The sequence below is a fragment of the Rhizobium sp. LjRoot98 genome (assembly GCF_964252935.1).
GTDB lineage: Bacteria > Pseudomonadota > Alphaproteobacteria > Rhizobiales > Rhizobiaceae > Pararhizobium.
Genome location: NZ_CAXUPW020000001.1, coordinates 94,266 through 110,670, shown reverse-complemented (window position 1 = coordinate 110,670; position 16,405 = coordinate 94,266). Strand labels below are relative to the sequence as shown.

16 protein-coding genes are annotated in these 16,405 nt (G+C 59.0%); 11 read left to right on the top strand and 5 right to left on the bottom strand.

The features are described from left to right. Positions 1–187 precede the first annotated feature (187 nt). The gene (locus ACSQ3J_RS00570; protein ID WP_060502156.1) at positions 188–619 is read right to left on the bottom strand and encodes a PaaI family thioesterase; all 432 of its coding nucleotides are present in this window, start codon (positions 617–619) and stop codon (positions 188–190) included. 160 nt (positions 620–779) lie between these two features. On the opposite strand from ACSQ3J_RS00570, the gene ACSQ3J_RS00565 reads away from it, so the two are divergent. Next, entirely contained in the window at positions 780–1,607 is an 828-nt protein-coding gene (locus ACSQ3J_RS00565) for an enoyl-CoA hydratase (protein ID WP_060502155.1), read from the top strand. On the opposite strand, the gene ACSQ3J_RS00560 is transcribed toward ACSQ3J_RS00565, so the two are convergent. From ACSQ3J_RS00560 to ACSQ3J_RS00550, 3 genes are read right to left on the bottom strand one after another with little or no spacing between them, the layout of a single operon-like run. Beyond that, the gene (locus tag ACSQ3J_RS00560) at positions 1,598–1,867 is read right to left on the bottom strand and encodes a Txe/YoeB family addiction module toxin (RefSeq protein ID WP_060502154.1); all 270 of its coding nucleotides are present in this window, start codon (positions 1,865–1,867) and stop codon (positions 1,598–1,600) included. The two genes, ACSQ3J_RS00565 and ACSQ3J_RS00560, sit on opposite strands and share 10 nt — an antisense overlap. Beyond that, a complete protein-coding gene (locus ACSQ3J_RS00555) occupies positions 1,864–2,130 on the bottom strand; it encodes a type II toxin-antitoxin system Phd/YefM family antitoxin (RefSeq protein WP_060502227.1) in 267 nt (88 codons plus the stop codon). The genes ACSQ3J_RS00560 and ACSQ3J_RS00555 overlap by 4 nt, the downstream gene beginning before the upstream one ends. A gap of 48 nt (positions 2,131–2,178) precedes the next feature. After that, positions 2,179–3,015 (bottom strand): EamA family transporter, encoded by an 837-nt coding sequence (locus ACSQ3J_RS00550; RefSeq protein ID WP_060502153.1) that lies wholly within the window; start codon positions 3,013–3,015, stop codon positions 2,179–2,181. 233 nt (positions 3,016–3,248) lie between these two features. Here ACSQ3J_RS00550 and ACSQ3J_RS00545 point away from each other — a divergent pair, with 233 nt between their 5' ends. The 4 genes from ACSQ3J_RS00545 to ACSQ3J_RS00530 all read left to right on the top strand — a co-directional run bounded on the left by ACSQ3J_RS00545 (position 3,249) and on the right by ACSQ3J_RS00530 (position 6,407). Continuing rightward, entirely contained in the window at positions 3,249–3,677 is a 429-nt protein-coding gene (locus ACSQ3J_RS00545) for a CoA-binding protein (RefSeq protein ID WP_060502152.1), read from the top strand. 132 nt (positions 3,678–3,809) lie between these two features. Further along, on the top strand, positions 3,810–5,090 hold the full coding sequence (locus ACSQ3J_RS00540) for an O-acetylhomoserine aminocarboxypropyltransferase (protein WP_436038516.1): 1,281 nt from the start codon (positions 3,810–3,812) through the stop codon (positions 5,088–5,090). A 55-nt stretch (positions 5,091–5,145) separates the two neighbouring features. Continuing rightward, positions 5,146–5,490, top strand: coding sequence for a cupin domain-containing protein (locus ACSQ3J_RS00535; RefSeq protein ID WP_060502150.1), 345 nt, complete (start codon positions 5,146–5,148; stop codon positions 5,488–5,490). Between the two features lie 71 nt (positions 5,491–5,561). Next, entirely contained in the window at positions 5,562–6,407 is an 846-nt protein-coding gene (locus ACSQ3J_RS00530; RefSeq protein ID WP_060502149.1) for an oxidoreductase, read from the top strand. Between the two features lie 41 nt (positions 6,408–6,448). On the opposite strand, the gene ACSQ3J_RS00525 is transcribed toward ACSQ3J_RS00530, so the two are convergent. Then, positions 6,449–7,696 (bottom strand): cytochrome P450, encoded by a 1,248-nt coding sequence (locus tag ACSQ3J_RS00525; RefSeq protein WP_060502148.1) that lies wholly within the window; start codon positions 7,694–7,696, stop codon positions 6,449–6,451. A gap of 213 nt (positions 7,697–7,909) precedes the next feature. Between ACSQ3J_RS00525 and ACSQ3J_RS00520 the strand changes: the two genes are divergently transcribed. The 6 genes from ACSQ3J_RS00520 to hupB all read left to right on the top strand — a co-directional run bounded on the left by ACSQ3J_RS00520 (position 7,910) and on the right by hupB (position 16,212). After that, positions 7,910–8,758, top strand: coding sequence for an endonuclease/exonuclease/phosphatase family protein (locus ACSQ3J_RS00520; RefSeq protein ID WP_060502147.1), 849 nt, complete (start codon positions 7,910–7,912; stop codon positions 8,756–8,758). A gap of 18 nt (positions 8,759–8,776) precedes the next feature. After that, complete coding sequence (locus ACSQ3J_RS00515; RefSeq protein ID WP_060502146.1) at positions 8,777–10,336, top strand: phospholipase D family protein; 1,560 nt, start codon at positions 8,777–8,779, stop codon at positions 10,334–10,336. Between the two features lie 271 nt (positions 10,337–10,607). Continuing rightward, the gene (gene clpP, locus ACSQ3J_RS00510) at positions 10,608–11,240 is read left to right on the top strand and encodes an ATP-dependent Clp endopeptidase proteolytic subunit ClpP (protein ID WP_060502145.1); all 633 of its coding nucleotides are present in this window, start codon (positions 10,608–10,610) and stop codon (positions 11,238–11,240) included. A 300-nt stretch (positions 11,241–11,540) separates the two neighbouring features. Then, positions 11,541–12,818, top strand: a complete 1,278-nt coding sequence (gene clpX, locus ACSQ3J_RS00505; protein ID WP_060502144.1) for an ATP-dependent Clp protease ATP-binding subunit ClpX — start codon at positions 11,541–11,543, stop codon at positions 12,816–12,818. A 470-nt stretch (positions 12,819–13,288) separates the two neighbouring features. Further along, positions 13,289–15,709 carry an endopeptidase La gene (gene lon / locus ACSQ3J_RS00500; protein ID WP_060502143.1) on the top strand — a complete coding sequence of 807 codons (2,421 nt, stop codon included), beginning with the start codon at positions 13,289–13,291 and terminating at the stop codon, positions 15,707–15,709. Positions 15,710–15,939: 230 nt separating this feature from the next. Then, a complete protein-coding gene (hupB, locus tag ACSQ3J_RS00495) occupies positions 15,940–16,212 on the top strand; it encodes a DNA-binding protein HupB (protein WP_037107702.1) in 273 nt (90 codons plus the stop codon). Positions 16,213–16,405: the final 193 nt, after the last annotated feature.

Below are 16,405 nucleotides of genomic sequence, written 5' to 3'. Positions count from 1 at the left end.
GCGTTTCTTGTTGCTTGAATTTGGCAGGCTTTCAGCCAGCCAAAAATGAAAGCGGCCCCAAGGGACCGCGATCTGGTTCGGCTTATACGCAAACCGTGAAATGCGGTCAAGATTGCCGTTTGGGCCAGTTTGAAAAAATGTCTTTATAAAACAAATGGTTATGATTGTGGTATTTTTATACCACAAATTATCTCGGTGGAATCGAATAGGTGGCAGTAGCGTGAGCGACTAATTCAACGCCATCAAGTTCTGAAATTGCGGCATCGAGCACCGCCAGCCGTTTGCCGAGCTTCAGGATGCGGCAGGTGCATTGTAGCGGCCCGAGCCTGGGTTTTCTGAGGAAATTGATATTGAGATTGGTGGTGACAGCGAGCGCCACCGGGCCGATATGGGCAAGCAGCGTAATGTAGGCTGTGACATCGGCTAGAGCGAAAAGCGTCGGTCCGGAGACGGTGCCGCCGGGGCGCAGGTGCTTTTCCTGCGGATCGAGTCGCATCGTCGCGAAACCGGAGCCGGTAGCGATGACCTCGAAGATCTTGCCATCGGTATGCACCTCGGAAAAATCCGTTTCGAGAAAACGGTTGAGATCGGCAACGGTGAGGATGGGTTCCAGCGGCATGGTCACTCCTGATATATAAACGTTTTAGAAGGCGAGGGATCGTGGGAGCAAGCCGGACGAAAGTCCTATCGAGTTCAGGGTGCTTGAAACGGCGCCTGCGGCAGCGTACCAGACGCTGACCCGGCAAGCGCAATGGCAGAGCTTACAAAGGAGAAGAGAGATGGCGGATATCGTTCCCCTGCACAAGGAAGAACCCAAAGGCCCGGTGCTGCGCGAGCTTTCTGGCAATGTGCTCCGGCTGACACTCAACAATCCTCCTGCCAACGTCCTGTCGATTGCGCTCCTCGAAGCGCTGAGCGCGGAACTGGACGCTGCCTCTCAATCCGATGACGTTAGCGTTGTGATCCTTGCCGCCTCTGGCTTACTCTTTTCGGCCGGTCACGACCTGAAGGAATTGACCGCGCATCGCACTGACGCAGACGAGGGCAGGGCCTTCTTTGAAAAGTCGCTGCGGCTCTGCGCCGATCTGATGCTGAAGATCAACCGGCTGCCGCAGCCGGTGATCGCCGAGATCGATGGCCTGGCAACGGCGGCCGGCTGCCAGCTCGTTGCAAGCTGCGACCTGGCGATCTGCACCGACAGTTCGACCTTCTGCACGCCCGGCGTCAATATCGGCCTGTTCTGCTCGACGCCGATGGTGGCGGTCTCACGTGCGGCTCATCCCAAGCAGGCGATGGAAATGCTCCTGACCGGTGAAACCATCGACGCCTCGACCGCCAAGGATTTCGGCCTCGTCAACCGCATCGTGCCAAAACAGTACCTGCAGCAGGTGGTCAACAAATACGCCGCCGTCATCGCCTCGAAATCACCGCAGGCTCTGCGGATCGGCAAGCGGGCGTTCTACCGGCAGGCCGAGATGAGCATCACCGAGGCCTATGACTTTGCCACCGGGGTGATGGTGGAGAATATGCTGAAGTCAGATGCGAAGGAGGGGATCGAGGCGGTTCTCGGCAAGCGGACGCCGGAGTGGAAGGGAGATCAGGAATAGTGGCTTCGGCAAGCCGCGATTTCAAGCGTCTGGTTTTCGGTGGGGCCTGAAACCCGGTAGACAATCCGATGTTCCTGCGTCATCCGGCGAGACCACCAGCCCTTAAGCTCATTTCGTAGAGGTTCAGGCTTTCCTGTGCCGGAAAATGGGGTCCGCTGGCACTCTTTCAGTAGGTTCAGAATCTTCTGCAGGGTTTTGCTGTCAGTCGCGATCCAGTATTGCAGGTCTTCCCACGCATCCTGCGAGAACTGGATTTTCATTTGCCGGACAAAAGTGCGTCGAAATCGACTTCGATGCCTTTGCCCTCGTCAAGCTCGGCAATGGATCGCAGTAGCCGTTCTTTGTTGACGGGGTTCGATGTGAGATACATCGTTTCCTTCCAGCTTTCGAAATCGCTGAGCGACATGACGACCATCGGCTCGCGGTTTTGCCGCGTCACGATCAGTTCGTCATGATCTTCTTCGACGCGGTCGAAGTGCTTGGCCATGTTGGCGCGGAGTTCGGAAAAGCTGATGACTTTCATGACCGGTCCTCTGTACGTGATCTTGTACATATGCCGTTTCGACGTTTTTCAAGCCAGCTTCAGCATAAGCGCGCCCAGCGCGATCAGGCAAGCAGCGGTGATGCGGAAGATGCTGACACGCTCCTTCAGGAACACGATCGAGATGACGATGGCAAACAGGATCGAAGTCTCGCGCAGCGCTGCGACCGTCGCGACTGGCGCCTTCGTCATCGCCCAAAGCGCCAGGCCATAGGCGCCGATCGAGCCGCCGCCGCCGATCAGCCCCCGCCACCATTGATGGCGGACGTGGAACAGCACCGGCGCAAAGCCACGTTTGGCAAAAGCCCAGGAAAACAACAGCACTGGGGGCAAAAGCGCCATCCACAGCGTGTAGGAAATCGGGTTGAGAGCCAGCCGCGCGCCGATGCCGTCGACATAGGTATAGCTGGCGATGACGACGGCATTGGCGAGGGCCAGCAGGATGGCGCGTGTGCCGCCTTTGCGGGCTTCGAAGGCGAGGGTGAGCACACCGGTCGAGATCGTCAGTACGCCGGCGAGCGCGCCGCTGGAGAGGTTTTCGCCGATGATCGCGCCGCTGCTTGCCGCGACCAGCAACGGAGCAACGCCGCGCATCAGCGGGTAGACAAGTCCGATATCACCAGCGCGATAGGCCGCGGCGACGAGCTGGAAATAGGCAAACTGGAACAGCGCCGAGACCAGGATAAACGGCCAGGCATCCGGATGCGGCAGCGGCATGAAGGGCAGGAAGGGCAGGGCGACGACGGCTGCCCCCAGCGCGATCATCGCGGCATCCAGCGATTTCTCCGTTCCGGCCTTGACCAGTGCATTCCAGGTTGCATGCAGGAGCGCTCCGAACAGAACGAGAGCGATGACGTCGAGAGGCACGGGAAACCTTCAGAAATGCGAGAAGACGGAGATAGGCGAGAGAAAGGTGTAGTCGCCGAGTTTTGCGGCGGCGAACCTTGAAAAGCAATGTGATTTTGACCACACAGCCAGATTTGGCCACCCGGCGGCCGTTGCCTCCCACGCATTTACGTGCAATCGCGAATGTGATCGGTTGACACCGTGAAATGCTGTTCCAATTATCGGCCCAAAGATTGCAACCGCGGAATTCGACGATGAATCATGATGTGTATCCGGACTACTATCTGACCGACATTCTGCGCTCGACGAAAACCATCGCCCTGGTTGGCGCGTCGCCTAATGCCGAGCGGCCAAGCTATCGCGTCATGGCATTCCTGCTGCGCAAGGGCTACACGGTGTTTCCGGTCAATCCGGGGCAGGCGGGCAAGGAAATCCACGGCCAAAAGGTCTATGCCCGGCTCGCGGATATTTCTCAGCCGGTCGATATGATAGACGTTTTTCGTGCTGCAGATGCACTTCCGGCCCTGGTTGACGAAATTCTTGCCCTGGAAAACCGGCCCAAATTCATCTGGACGCAGCTGGCCGTGCGTGATGACCAAGCTGCCGCAAAAGCTGAAGAAAATGGCATTCAGGTGGTGATGGACCGTTGCCCGGCGATCGAATATCCACGGCTGGTCGGGTGATTTTCGAGGCATCACAACGCCGTTTTGGAATTCCTTGCTCGCCCGGCGTGCAAATCGGGCAAAACAGTCTTTGACCGCACGGTGTCGCCTCTGAAATAGTGCGCCGAACTTGATTCAAGGGAGGACACATCCATGACGAATAAACCCGGTTTCAACACGCTTGCGGTTCACGCGGGCGCCGCACCGGACCCGACCACGGGCGCGCGGGCAACGCCGATCTACCAGACGACCAGCTTCGTCTTCAACGATACCGATCATGCCGCCTCGCTGTTTGGCCTGCAGGCTTTCGGTAATATCTACACGCGAATCATGAACCCGACCCAGGCCGTGCTCGAAGAGCGCGTGGCGGCCCTTGAAGGTGGTACGGCAGCGCTGGCGGTTGCCTCCGGCCACGCGGCGCAGCTTCTGGTGTTCCACGCGATCATGAGCCCTGGCGACAATTTCCTGGCGGCGCGCCAGCTTTACGGCGGCTCGGTCAACCAGTTCGGCAATGCCTTCAAGTCGTTCGACTGGCAGGTGCGCTGGGTGGATACGGGTGATATCGCCTCGTTTGAAAGCCAGATCGATGATCGCACCAAGGCGATCTTCATCGAGAGCCTTGCCAATCCGGGCGGCACCTTCGTCGATATCGCTGCCATCTCCGCCGTTGCCAAGAAACACGGCCTGCCGCTGATCGTCGACAATACGATGGCCACGCCTTACCTGATCCAGCCGATCGAGCATGGTGCCGATATCGTCGTGCATTCGTTGACGAAGTTCATGGGCGGGCACGGCAATTCGATGGGCGGCGTCATCGTGGATGGCGGCACGTTTGACTGGTCGAAATCCGGCAAATACCCGATCCTGTCGGAACCGCGTCCGGAATATGCCGGCATGGTGCTGCATGCGACCTTCGGCAATTTCGCCTTTGCCATCGCCTGCCGGGTGCTCGGCCTGCGCGACTTTGGACCGGCGATTTCGCCGTTCAACGCCTTCCTGCTTTTGACCGGCATCGAGACGCTGCCGCTCAGAATGCAGCGCCATTGCGACAATGCGCTGGCCGTCGCCAAATGGCTGAGCAGCCATGACAAGGTCGCGTGGGTGAAATATGCGGGCCTTGAGAGCGACGCCAATTACGCGCTGCAGCAGAAATATTCCAAGCGCGGTGCCGGCGCCGTCTTCACCTTCGGCCTGAAGGACGGTTACGAAGCTGGAAAGCGTTTTGTCGAAGGCCTGGAAATGGTCTCGCATCTTGCCAATATCGGCGACACCCGCTCGCTGGTCATCCATCCTGCCTCGACCACCCACCGGCAGTTGACGCCGGAGCAGCAGACGGCAGCCGGCGCTGGCCCGGAAGTCGTTCGCCTGTCGGTCGGGATCGAGGATGTCGCCGACATCATCGCCGATCTCGAGCAGTCGCTGGCGAAAGCCTGATCCATCCAGAGGTGGCCGGTTCGCCGGCCACCTCTTTGTCCATTGCGGAGCATTCATGACCCACGCACTGACATTCGACCCGGCGTCCATTGAACCCGAGGCAGGCGCCCCGGCACCGGACAGGCTGATCTCCGGCACGCCCACGTTTCGCACCTGGAATTTCGAGGAAGCCGAAGGCGGCATCTATGCCGGTATCTGGGAAGCGACCCCCGGAAAGTGGCGGATCGTCTATGACGAATGGGAGTATTTCCACATCCTGTCCGGGGTTTCGATCGTGACCGAAGACGGCGGTGCCGCAACGCATCTGAAGGCCGGCGACAGCATGATTCTCCGACCCGGCTTCAAGGGAACCTGGGAAGTGATTGAAACGACTCGCAAGGACTATGTCATTCGGATTTAGCTCTCCTATATCCGATGGAGGTTATCCCGGGACGGTGCTCACCGTCTCTTCCATCGTCAGGAGAAAATCCAATGTCTCAAGCCGACAAACCTGTCTGGTTCATCACCGGATGCTCAACCGGTTTTGGCCGGGAACTGGCCCAGCAAACGCTGTCACTGGGCTATCCGACGGTTGTGACTGCGCGCAATCCGGCGCAGGTTGAAGACCTCGTCAAAGGCCATGAAGACAAGGCGCTCGCCTTGAAGCTCGATGTCACCAAACCGGAAGAGGTCGAAGCCGCGACGAAGGCGGCGCTTGCCCGCTTCGGCCACATCGACGTGCTCGTCAACAATGCTGGGATTGGCTATTTCGGTTCAGTCGAGGAAAGCGAGCTGGACGAAGTCCGCCGCATGTTCGAGATCAATGTCTGGGGCCTCGCTGCAATGACGAGAGCGGTCTTGCCCGCCATGCGCAAGCAGCGCTCCGGCACCGTCGTCAACATATCGTCGATCGGCGGAATTCGAGGTGGCCCCGCCGTCGGCTTCTACAATGCTACGAAGTTTGCCGTCGAAGGCCTGTCCGAAGCCTTGTCCCTTGAGGTGGCACCACTCGGCATCAAGGTTCTTCTGGTCGAGCCCAGCGGTTTTCGAACCGACTGGGCCGGGCGCTCGGCCAATGAGGCGCCGCAATCGATTGACGATTACCGCGATACCGCGGGCAGGAATGCCTCGGTCATCCGTGAACGCAGTGGCAAGCAGGCAGGCGATCCCGAGCGCGCCGTCAAAGCCATCATCAAGGCCGTGGAGGCAAAAGATCCACCGCTGCGCCTGCTCCTGGGCAAGGCGGCGCTGGCCGGTGGCCGGGCCAAGATCGAGACGTTGCGCCGCGATTTTGAAGCGTGGGCCGATGTGACCGAAGGGGCTGATTTTCCGGAGTAGAGAGAGGGAATGGCGCGGCGTGAGAGCCGCGCCCTATCCGTCTACCATTCCAGATGCAGCTTTTCCAAGCCGTGGAAATGATAGCTGTCCTTGATCTGCGCTTTGCCTGTCATCCGAAGGCCCGGCAGCCGTTCGAACAGGATCGGCAGCGATAGCTTCAACTCCAGCCGTGCCAGCGGCGCACCGATGCAGAAATGCAGGCCGGCGCCGAACGATACATGAGCGCCTTCATTCCGGTCGGGGCGGAAGGCGAGGGGATCGGCGAATTTCTGCGGGTCGACGTTTGCAGCCCCGAGCAGAAGGCCAATCTTGTCGCCTTTCTTCAGGCTGATACCATCCTCAAGTTCGATGTCGGAGAGGGCGTAGCGCTGGAAGATGTGCAAGGGGGCGGCATAACGCATTGTTTCTTCGATGGTGCGTTCGGTGGCCGTATCGCTGAAAAACACGTCTTTTGCTGATGTTCCTGTCTCAAGCAGGGTCCGCACCGCGTTGCCCAACTGATGCACGGTGGCCTCGTGCCCGGCATTGAGCAGCAGCACCGCCGTCGAGATCAGTTCGTCGTCAGACAGCCGTTCGCCGTCCTTTTCGGTGGTGATCATATGGGTCAGGAGATCGTCGGCCGGGTTCTGGCGCTTCCAGTCGATGATGCCCTTCAGGTAATCGGCAAACTCGGCCGAAGCGGCGTTGGCATCGTGTTCGGTCTCCAATGATGGATTGAACACATACATCTTCACCATCCGGTGCGACCAGTCGAGCAGTTTTGGCGCCATCTCCACCGGCACGCCGAGCATGCGGGCAATCACCGTGACCGGCACGATCTCGGCATAGGCTTTCAGAAGCTCGACCTGACCGTCCTTCTCGAACCCGTCGATGAGGGAATGGGAAAGGGCTGCGATTTCAGGCTTCAGCTGCTCGATCTGGCGCGAGACGAAGGCGCGGTTGATCAGCGTGCGCAGCCGCGTATGGGCCGGCGGCTCAAGCTCAAGCAGGGAATTGGCCTCCAGCCGGTCGAAATCCGCCAGATGCGGCTTGGGTTCCGGCAGGCCCAGTTCCTCGCGCGTTGCCACATGCAGGATCTGCCGGCCGAAACGTCGGTCACGCAACAAGCTATTCACTTGGTCGTAGCCCGCAAAATACCATTGTTGCTGCTCTTCCCAGAAGAACGACGGACATTGCGCATGCAACTGCGCATACGCTGCGAGCGGGTTCTTGTAAAATTGCGGATCGCGGACGTCGATGCTGGCGGAGCGGGTCGAGGGCGTGATGGAAATGGCGGAAGGTATGGGCATTTGCATTCTCACTGGATGTCATGGCGTGCTACGCTCTGATCTATGGCCAGGATGGTGGGGCGACAAGGAGATTGTCACGCCACTGCCAGATTTCCCCACGCGGAAAATCACCGGCCGGATGGCGAAAAACGCGCTCGCGCCGGATATCGTCTTGCCTTGCTGAGCGACATGTCTATGTCTTGGATGATGAACGGCAACGACCAGAGAGAGACTATGGCTTCGTCGCATACCAGCCTTTCAGGGGGCATTCTGGCCGCCATCCGCGGAAAGCGCGTGTCGCTGGCGGGCAGGGATCCGGCAGGCGAGCGTGGCGATACGGTGATCGCCTCCTACAACATCCATAAATGCGTTGGCACCGACAATCGCTTCGACCCCGGCCGCACCACCGACGTGATCAGCGAAATCGGCGCCGATATCATTGCGCTTCAGGAAGCCGATCAGCGGTTTGGCGAGCGGGCAGGGCTGCTTGATCTGGAGCGGCTGCATCGCGATTGCCACCTGATTGCGGTGCCGATTGCCGCTTTCTCCGCCAAGGGGCACGGCTGGCACGGTAATGTGCTGCTGCTTCGGGAGGGTGCCGTTGCCAAGGTCAATCAGTTGAAGCTGCCCGGCGTCGAGCCGCGCGGTGCGCTGGTTGTCGATCTTGATCTGAAGGCCGGTCCGCTGCGCATCGTTGCTGCCCATTTCGGTCTGCTGCGGCATTCCCGCGCCCGCCAAGCGGAAGCGATCATTGCCGCCATCAGCGAGGCGGACGAGCGGCCGACGCTGTTGATCGGCGATCTCAACGAGTGGCGCATGGGCCGCCGCTCGGCGCTGAGTTCGCTCAGCCCAATCTTCGATCATGCGGCAACGGCGGTGCCGAGTTTCCCGTCACGCTTTCCTCTCTTGGCGCTCGACCGGGTGATGGGCAGCCCGCACAATCTGGTCACCGCTGTCGAGGTCCACAACACGCCGCTGTCACGCGTCGCGTCCGATCATCTCCCGATCAAAGCCTATATCGACCTCAAGGCGGCGCAGGGTGAGGGGAATCCGGTCGAAGCGGTTTCCGCCGCTCAGCCATGATCGACAGGCCGTAGTCACATGCGCGCCCATATCGTCGCTCTGTCCGCTTCTGTGTTCGGTTTTTTGGCGCTGGTTGCCGTCTATACCTATGGCCGTTTCGGGCGGCGGCTCCAGGGACCGGCTTCGTCCGCGCTGCAGCCAGAGGGCGTTGAAACGGAACTCGATCGGCTGGCAGAGCCTCTTTTGGCGGAACATGCCGGCCTTAACGGAATTGCGCTGATCTCTGACAATGTCGCTGCCTTTGCATTGAGGGCCGCCTCGGCGCGCCGGGCCGGGCGCAGCCTGGACCTGCAATATTATTACTGGAAGAACGATCTGACCGGGCGGATGCTGATCCGCGAAGTTTTGGCCGCTGCCGATCGCGGTGTCCGGGTGCGGCTCCTGCTTGATGATATCAATGCCGGCCTGCATGACCGCATGTGCCTGGCGCTGGATGGTCACGACAATATCGAGGTGCGGCTCTTCAATCCAAGCCGAGCGCGCACCGACCGCTTCAAGCGCGGGCTCGAAATGATGATGCGGCCTTTTCGCGCCACGCGGCGGATGCACAACAAGCAATGGATTGCCGATGGGCGGCTGGTGATCGCTGGTGGCCGCAATATCGGCGACGCTTATTTCGACGCCGACGAACAGTCGAATTTCCGCGATCTCGATGTCTGGATGCTCGGGCCGGTCGCCGACGATGCGGCTGTGGTCTTCGACCGCTACTGGAACAGTCCCGTGGTCGTGCCGATCGGCTCGCTGCGCACCCCGCGCGCGCACTATCTGCCAGCCTTCAGAGCCAAGCTGGAAACAGTCGCGGCGACGCCGGGCGGCCGGCATTATCTCGCCCATGTCGAGGCCGTGATACCGGACGGGGTCTTGTTGCCTGGCAATACGGCGCTGCATTGGACGAGCGCTGCCATGCTGGTATCGGACCCGCCGGAAAAGGCATTTCTGCAGAAGCGCAACAACTGGGTCATGCGGGAGCTGATGCCGGTCCTGACATCGGCGCAGCATGGGGTCCGGGTGATTTCGCCCTATTTCATTCCCGGCGTGCAGGGGATCGCCGAAATCACGCGGATGGTTGCGCGGCAGGTCCGGGTCGAGGTTCTGACCAATTCGCTGGCCGCCACCGATGTCGCTGCAGTTCATGGTGCCTACGCCAATTACCGCAAGGCTCTGCTGAGGAGCGGAGCGGTCCTGTTCGAATTGAAAGCCACGCACGAAATCGGCGATCAGCAGCGGATGTCGCTGTTCGGGTCGCGCGGCGCCAGCCTTCACACCAAGGCGTTTACCGTCGATGGAAAGTCCGGGTTCGTCGGGTCAATGAATTTTGATCCGCGTTCGGCGTCGCTGAATACGGAAATGGGAGTGCTCTTTACTCACCCCGCTTTGGTCAGGGAGGTCGAGGCAATTTTCGATGCCGAAACCAGCCCGGAAAACAGCTTTCGCCTGTCGCTCGAAAAGGGACGCCTGCGCTGGCACGATCGCGAAGGCGATGAGGTGCGTGTCCTTCGCCGCGAGCCGGAAGCCGGCTTCTGGCGCCGCCTGATTGCCGGCGTCATCGGCATTCTGCCGATCGAATCGCAACTTTGATCCGCATTTACCGATTTTTCACTCAGAATGCACCAAAGCCTGTGTGGAAAAGCGGAAATGGCGGCCTGCACTCTATCCTGACCGTTAGAACTCGCTAAACCATCCTCTAGGCGCTTGGCGTGCAACGTTGCGGTTCGGGGCGTGTATTAACGTTATGAAGACTTCGCGACTTGAAGTCGGGTACTTGGACACTCTATGTATGGACAAGAGATATTCCCGATGATTCCCGGTGTGCAAAAGGGTTTGCGCGCCAGATTGACAAAGGTTTGACATGAGAAATCCCGTTGATACCGCTATGGCTCTGGTGCCGATGGTCGTTGAACAGACCAATCGCGGCGAGCGCTCCTACGATATCTTTTCGCGTCTCCTGAAAGAACGCATCATCTTTTTGACGGGGCCTGTCGAAGATCACATGGCGACGCTGATCTGCGCCCAGCTGCTGTTCCTCGAGGCGGAAAACCCGAAGAAGGAAATCGCCCTTTACATCAATTCGCCGGGTGGCGTCGTTACCGCCGGCATGGCGATCTACGACACGATGCAGTTCATCAAACCGGCTGTTTCGACGCTGTGCATTGGCCAGGCCGCATCGATGGGCTCGCTGCTTCTGGCCGCCGGCCACAAGGACATGCGTTTTGCCACGCCGAACGCCCGCATCATGGTTCACCAGCCGTCCGGCGGCTTCCAGGGGCAGGCTTCCGACATCGAACGGCATGCCCGCGATATCCTGAAGATGAAGCGCCGCCTCAACGAAGTCTACGTCAAGCACACGGGCCGGACCTATGAAGAGGTTGAACAGACGCTTGATCGTGACCACTTCATGACGGCGGACGAAGCCCTGAGCTGGGGTGTTGTCGACAAGGTCATCACGTCGCGTGAGGCCATGGAATCAACGCCGGACGCATAAATTCAAGCTTTTGTGTGCGGATAGATGCATTTGTGACACAATTGTAACTCTCATAGGGCTTTATCCGCAGGCCAAAGCCGTTAATATCGACCGTTAATGCTATGTTGAAGTTTGAAGTCCTAGCATTCGGTATTCGGTGGGAGATTCGTTGCTGCCGGACATCAAACATGGTTGTTTGAAGCCGGTTCGTACTCCCGAAAGCGCCGTCATTTTGCGCATGAAGGCGGAAAATGTGCGGAGCGGGTTGAGTAGTCCGTTTCACCTTGCCAGAGGTGTCCGGCGTGCTGGAAGGAAAGTGATATGAGCAAAGTCAGCGGTAGCAACGGCGGTGACTCCAAGAATACCCTATACTGCTCCTTCTGCGGAAAGAGCCAGCACGAGGTCCGCAAGCTGATTGCTGGACCGACGGTGTTCATCTGCGATGAATGCGTCGAACTCTGCATGGACATCATCCGCGAAGAGAACAAGACTTCGATGGTCAAGTCCCGCGATGGCGTTCCGACGCCGCAGGAGATCATCAAGGTTCTCGACGAATACGTCATCGGCCAGCAGCAGGCCAAGCGCATCCTGTCGGTTGCCGTCCACAATCATTACAAGCGTCTGGCGCATTCCGCGAAGGGAAGCGACATCGAGCTTGCAAAGTCGAACATCATGCTCGTTGGCCCGACCGGTTGCGGCAAGACCTACCTTGCCCAGACACTGGCCCGCATCATTGATGTCCCGTTCACGATGGCTGACGCCACGACACTGACCGAAGCCGGTTATGTCGGCGAAGACGTCGAGAACATCATCCTGAAGCTGCTCCAGGCTGCTGACTACAATGTCGAGCGGGCGCAGCGCGGTATCGTCTATATCGACGAAGTCGACAAGATTTCGCGCAAGTCCGACAATCCATCGATCACCCGTGACGTTTCGGGCGAAGGCGTGCAGCAGGCACTGTTGAAGATCATGGAAGGCACGGTCGCTTCCGTTCCGCCGCAGGGTGGCCGCAAGCATCCGCAGCAGGAATTCCTGCAGGTTGACACGACCAACATCCTGTTCATCTGCGGTGGCGCTTTTGCTGGTCTCGACAAGATCATCTCGGCGCGTGGCGAAAAGACCTCGATCGGCTTTGGCGCTTCGGTGAAGTCTCCGGAAGACCGCCGCGTCGGCGAAGTCTTGCGCGAACTGGAGCCGGAAGATCTGGTCAAGTTCGGCCTCATCCCGGAATTCATCGGCCGTCTGCCGGTTCTGGCAACGCTCGAGGATCTCGACGAGCCGGCACTGATCCAGATCCTGTCTGAGCCGAAGAACGCCCTGATCAAGCAGTACCAGCGCCTGTTCGAAATGGAAGACGTCGAACTGACCTTCCACGAGGATGCCCTGCGCGAAATCGCCCGCAAGGCGATCATCCGCAAGACCGGTGCGCGCGGCCTGCGCTCGATCATGGAAAAGATCCTGCTCGATACGATGTTCGAACTGCCGACCCTGGAAGGCGTTCGCGAAGTGGTCATCTCCGACGAGGTGGTCAAGGGATCTGCCCGTCCGCTCTACATCTACTCGGAGCGTTCCGAGGAAAAGGCCAACGTTTCGGCCTGACCGGATCGGAAGTTTTTTTAAAAGGCCCGCCATGTGCGGGCCTTTTTCATGCGTAGAGTTTCCGGTACGGCGTACACCGTGCCTGCCGGTCAGCGCGCCTAAGCAATAAGTGCAGGTCAGCCCTGCATATTCTGCGGATATCCATCGGTCGAAAGCTTGACCGCTGGATGTCACTGCGGGAGGAATATTCGCGAGAATCAGCGATTGCTAAAAGCGGATAACAACGCGATTATGTAACGATTCTGTGTCGATGTGTCCGGCACGAAGCGTGTGCGTTAACTCCTGCGGCAAGGCCCGCAACAGTCAGATGCCGTTTACTATCCGGCTACGCCGCCTCCCAGGTCGGTAGTCGGCGAAAGGGTTGAAAACAGACGTCACACACTCCACTTGACAGTGGAAAGAATGAGGACCGGAAGCGCCCTTGAACGCTTCGGGTAACGGGCCCGGAAACGGGACGGAAAGGAAATGACATGACGAGCAAAACGTCTCCGGCAATCGAGAGCGCGACCTATCCGGTGCTGCCGCTGCGCGACATCGTGGTATTCCCGCACATGATCGTGCCGCTGTTTGTTGGCCGTGAAAAATCGATCCGTGCGCTGGAAGAAGTCATGGGCACGGACAAGCAGATCATGCTTGCCACCCAGATCAACGCCAGCGACGACGATCCGGAACCAGGTGCGATCTATCAGATCGGCACTATCGCCAATGTGCTGCAGTTGTTGAAGCTGCCTGACGGCACCGTCAAGGTTCTGGTCGAAGGTCGCGCGCGCGCCGAGATCGACGGCTATACAGGCCGTGAAGAATTCTATGAGGCAATGGCACATCCGCTTTCCGAGCCGGAAGAAGATCCGGTCGAGATCGAAGCGCTGAGCCGTTCCGTGGTGTCGGAATTCGAGAGCTATGTGAAGCTCAACAAGAAGATTTCCCCGGAAGTCGTCGGTGCCGCCAGTCAGATCGAGGACTATTCGAAGCTGGCCGATACCGTCGCATCGCATCTCTCCATCAAGATCGTCGAAAAGCAGGAAATGCTTGAGACGACCAGCGTCAAGCTGCGCCTTGAAAAGGCGCTCGGCTTCATGGAAGGTGAGATTTCGGTTCTGCAGGTCGAAAAGCGCATCCGCTCGCGCGTCAAGCGCCAGATGGAAAAGACCCAACGCGAATACTACCTGAACGAACAGATGAAGGCGATCCAGAAGGAGCTTGGCGACGGCGAGGAAGGCCGCGACGAGATGGCCGAACTGGAAGACCGTATCTCCAAGACCAAGCTGTCCAAGGAGGCCCGTGAAAAGGCCGATGCGGAAGTCAAGAAGCTGCGCCAGATGAGCCCGATGTCGGCGGAAGCCACCGTCGTGCGCAACTATCTGGATTGGTTGCTGGGCATTCCGTGGTCGAAGAAGTCCAAGGTCAAGACCGATCTCAACCATGCTGAGCAGGTTCTCGATCTCGATCACTTCGGTCTCGACAAGGTCAAGGAACGGATCGTCGAGTATCTGGCGGTGCAGGCGCGCTCGCAGAAGATCAAGGGGCCGATCCTGTGCCTCGTCGGTCCTCCGGGTGTCGGCAAGACCTCGCTTGCCAAGTCGATCGCCAAGGCGACCGGCCGCGAATATATCCGCATGGCACTCGGTGGCGTTCGTGACGAAGCCGAAATCCGCGGTCATCGCCGCACCTATATCGGTTCGATGCCCGGCAAGGTCATCCAGTCGATGAAGAAGGCCAAGAAGTCCAACCCGCTCTTCCTGCTCGATGAAATCGACAAGATGGGCCAGGATTTCCGCGGCGATCCGTCGTCGGCGCTCCTGGAGGTGCTGGATCCGGAACAGAACTCGACGTTCATGGACCACTATCTGGAGGTCGAATATGACCTCTCGAACGTGATGTTCATCACCACGGCGAACACGCTGAACATTCCGGCGCCCCTGATGGACCGCATGGAAGTGATCCGGATTGCCGGTTACACGGAAGAGGAAAAGCTGGAGATCGCCAAGCGGCACCTGTTGCCCAAGGCAATCGCCGACCACGCTCTGCAGCCGAAGGAATTCTCGGTGACGGATGGTGCGTTGTCTGCGGTGATCCAGACCTATACCCGCGAAGCTGGCGTTCGCAGCCTGGAGCGTGAGCTGATGAAGCTCGCCCGCAAGGCTGTGACCGAGATCCTCAAGGGCAAGACCAGCAAGGTCGAAGTCACTGCCGAGAACATCAACGACTATCTCGGTGTTCCGCGCTATCGTCACGGCGAAGCCGAGCGTACCGATCAGGTCGGTGTCGTCACCGGTCTCGCCTGGACGGAAGTCGGCGGCGAGCTTCTGACGATCGAAGGCGTGATGATGCCCGGCAAGGGCCGCATGACGGTGACCGGCAACCTGCGCGACGTGATGAAGGAATCGATTTCGGCGGCGGCATCCTATGTCCGCTCGCGTGCGATCGACTTCGGCATCGAGCCGCCATTGTTCGACAAGAGCGACATCCATGTGCACGTGCCGGAAGGTGCTACACCGAAGGACGGTCCGTCCGCCGGTGTGGCCATGGCAACGGCGATCGTGTCGATCATGACCGGGATTGCCGTTAACAAGGACGTGGCGATGACGGGTGAAATCACCCTGCGCGGCCGTGTCCTGCCGATCGGCGGCCTGAAGGAAAAGCTGCTTGCAGCGCTTCGCGGCGGCATCAAGAAGGTGCTGATCCCGGAAGAAAACGCCAAGGATTTGGCGGATATTCCGGACAACGTGAAGAACCTCATGGAGATCATTCCGGTCTCCCATATCGGCGAGGTGTTGAGCCACGCGCTGGTACGGGTTCCGGTTGCGATCGAATGGGATCCTTCCAAGCAGGCGGCACCGATTGCAACGGCCGATCCGGCCGATGACGCCGGCGTGTCGATTGCCCACTAAGGGCTTGACTTGAACTTCAAGCAGTGCCTGCCGCAGGTTGCGTACTGATTTGGAGCAGAAACAGTGGAAGACCGGCATTTTTGCCGGTCTTTTTTATGTAAAACTCCGCGCAAAGCCTTGCATTCCATGGGATTCGGAGCGATTGGGTTTGCCAAGGCGGGGGGCGCGCGTATGCTTCCCTCGGCTTGAAAATTGAGTCGTTTCGAACCAGTATTGAAAGGGGTGGAAACATGAACAAGAATGAGCTCGTGTCCGCAGTTGCCGAGAAGGCCGGACTCTCGAAGACAGATGCATCTTCTGCAGTTGATGCAATCTTCGACGTTATCCAGGCAGAACTGAAGAACGGCGGCGACGTTCGCCTCGTTGGCTTCGGCAACTTCTCGGTCAGCCGCCGCGAAGCATCGAAGGGTCGCAACCCGTCCACCGGCGCAGAAGTCGATATCCCTGCCCGCAACGTGCCGAAGTTCTCGGCCGGCAAGGGTCTCAAGGACGCCGTGAACTAAGTTTCATGTTTCGTCTGCAGCACCGTGGTGAAAACGCCAACGGTTCGATAGCAGGTTGATTTGAGGCCCGGGTTTTTCCTGGGCCTCTTTTCATTTGCGGACGCGTTTCGCCATCGGTTCGTGCCCAATGTCTAATCTGTTCATCCTGTCATGCGCCTGTTACAGAGCGCGATCAAAACCCCCCGGTATCCGA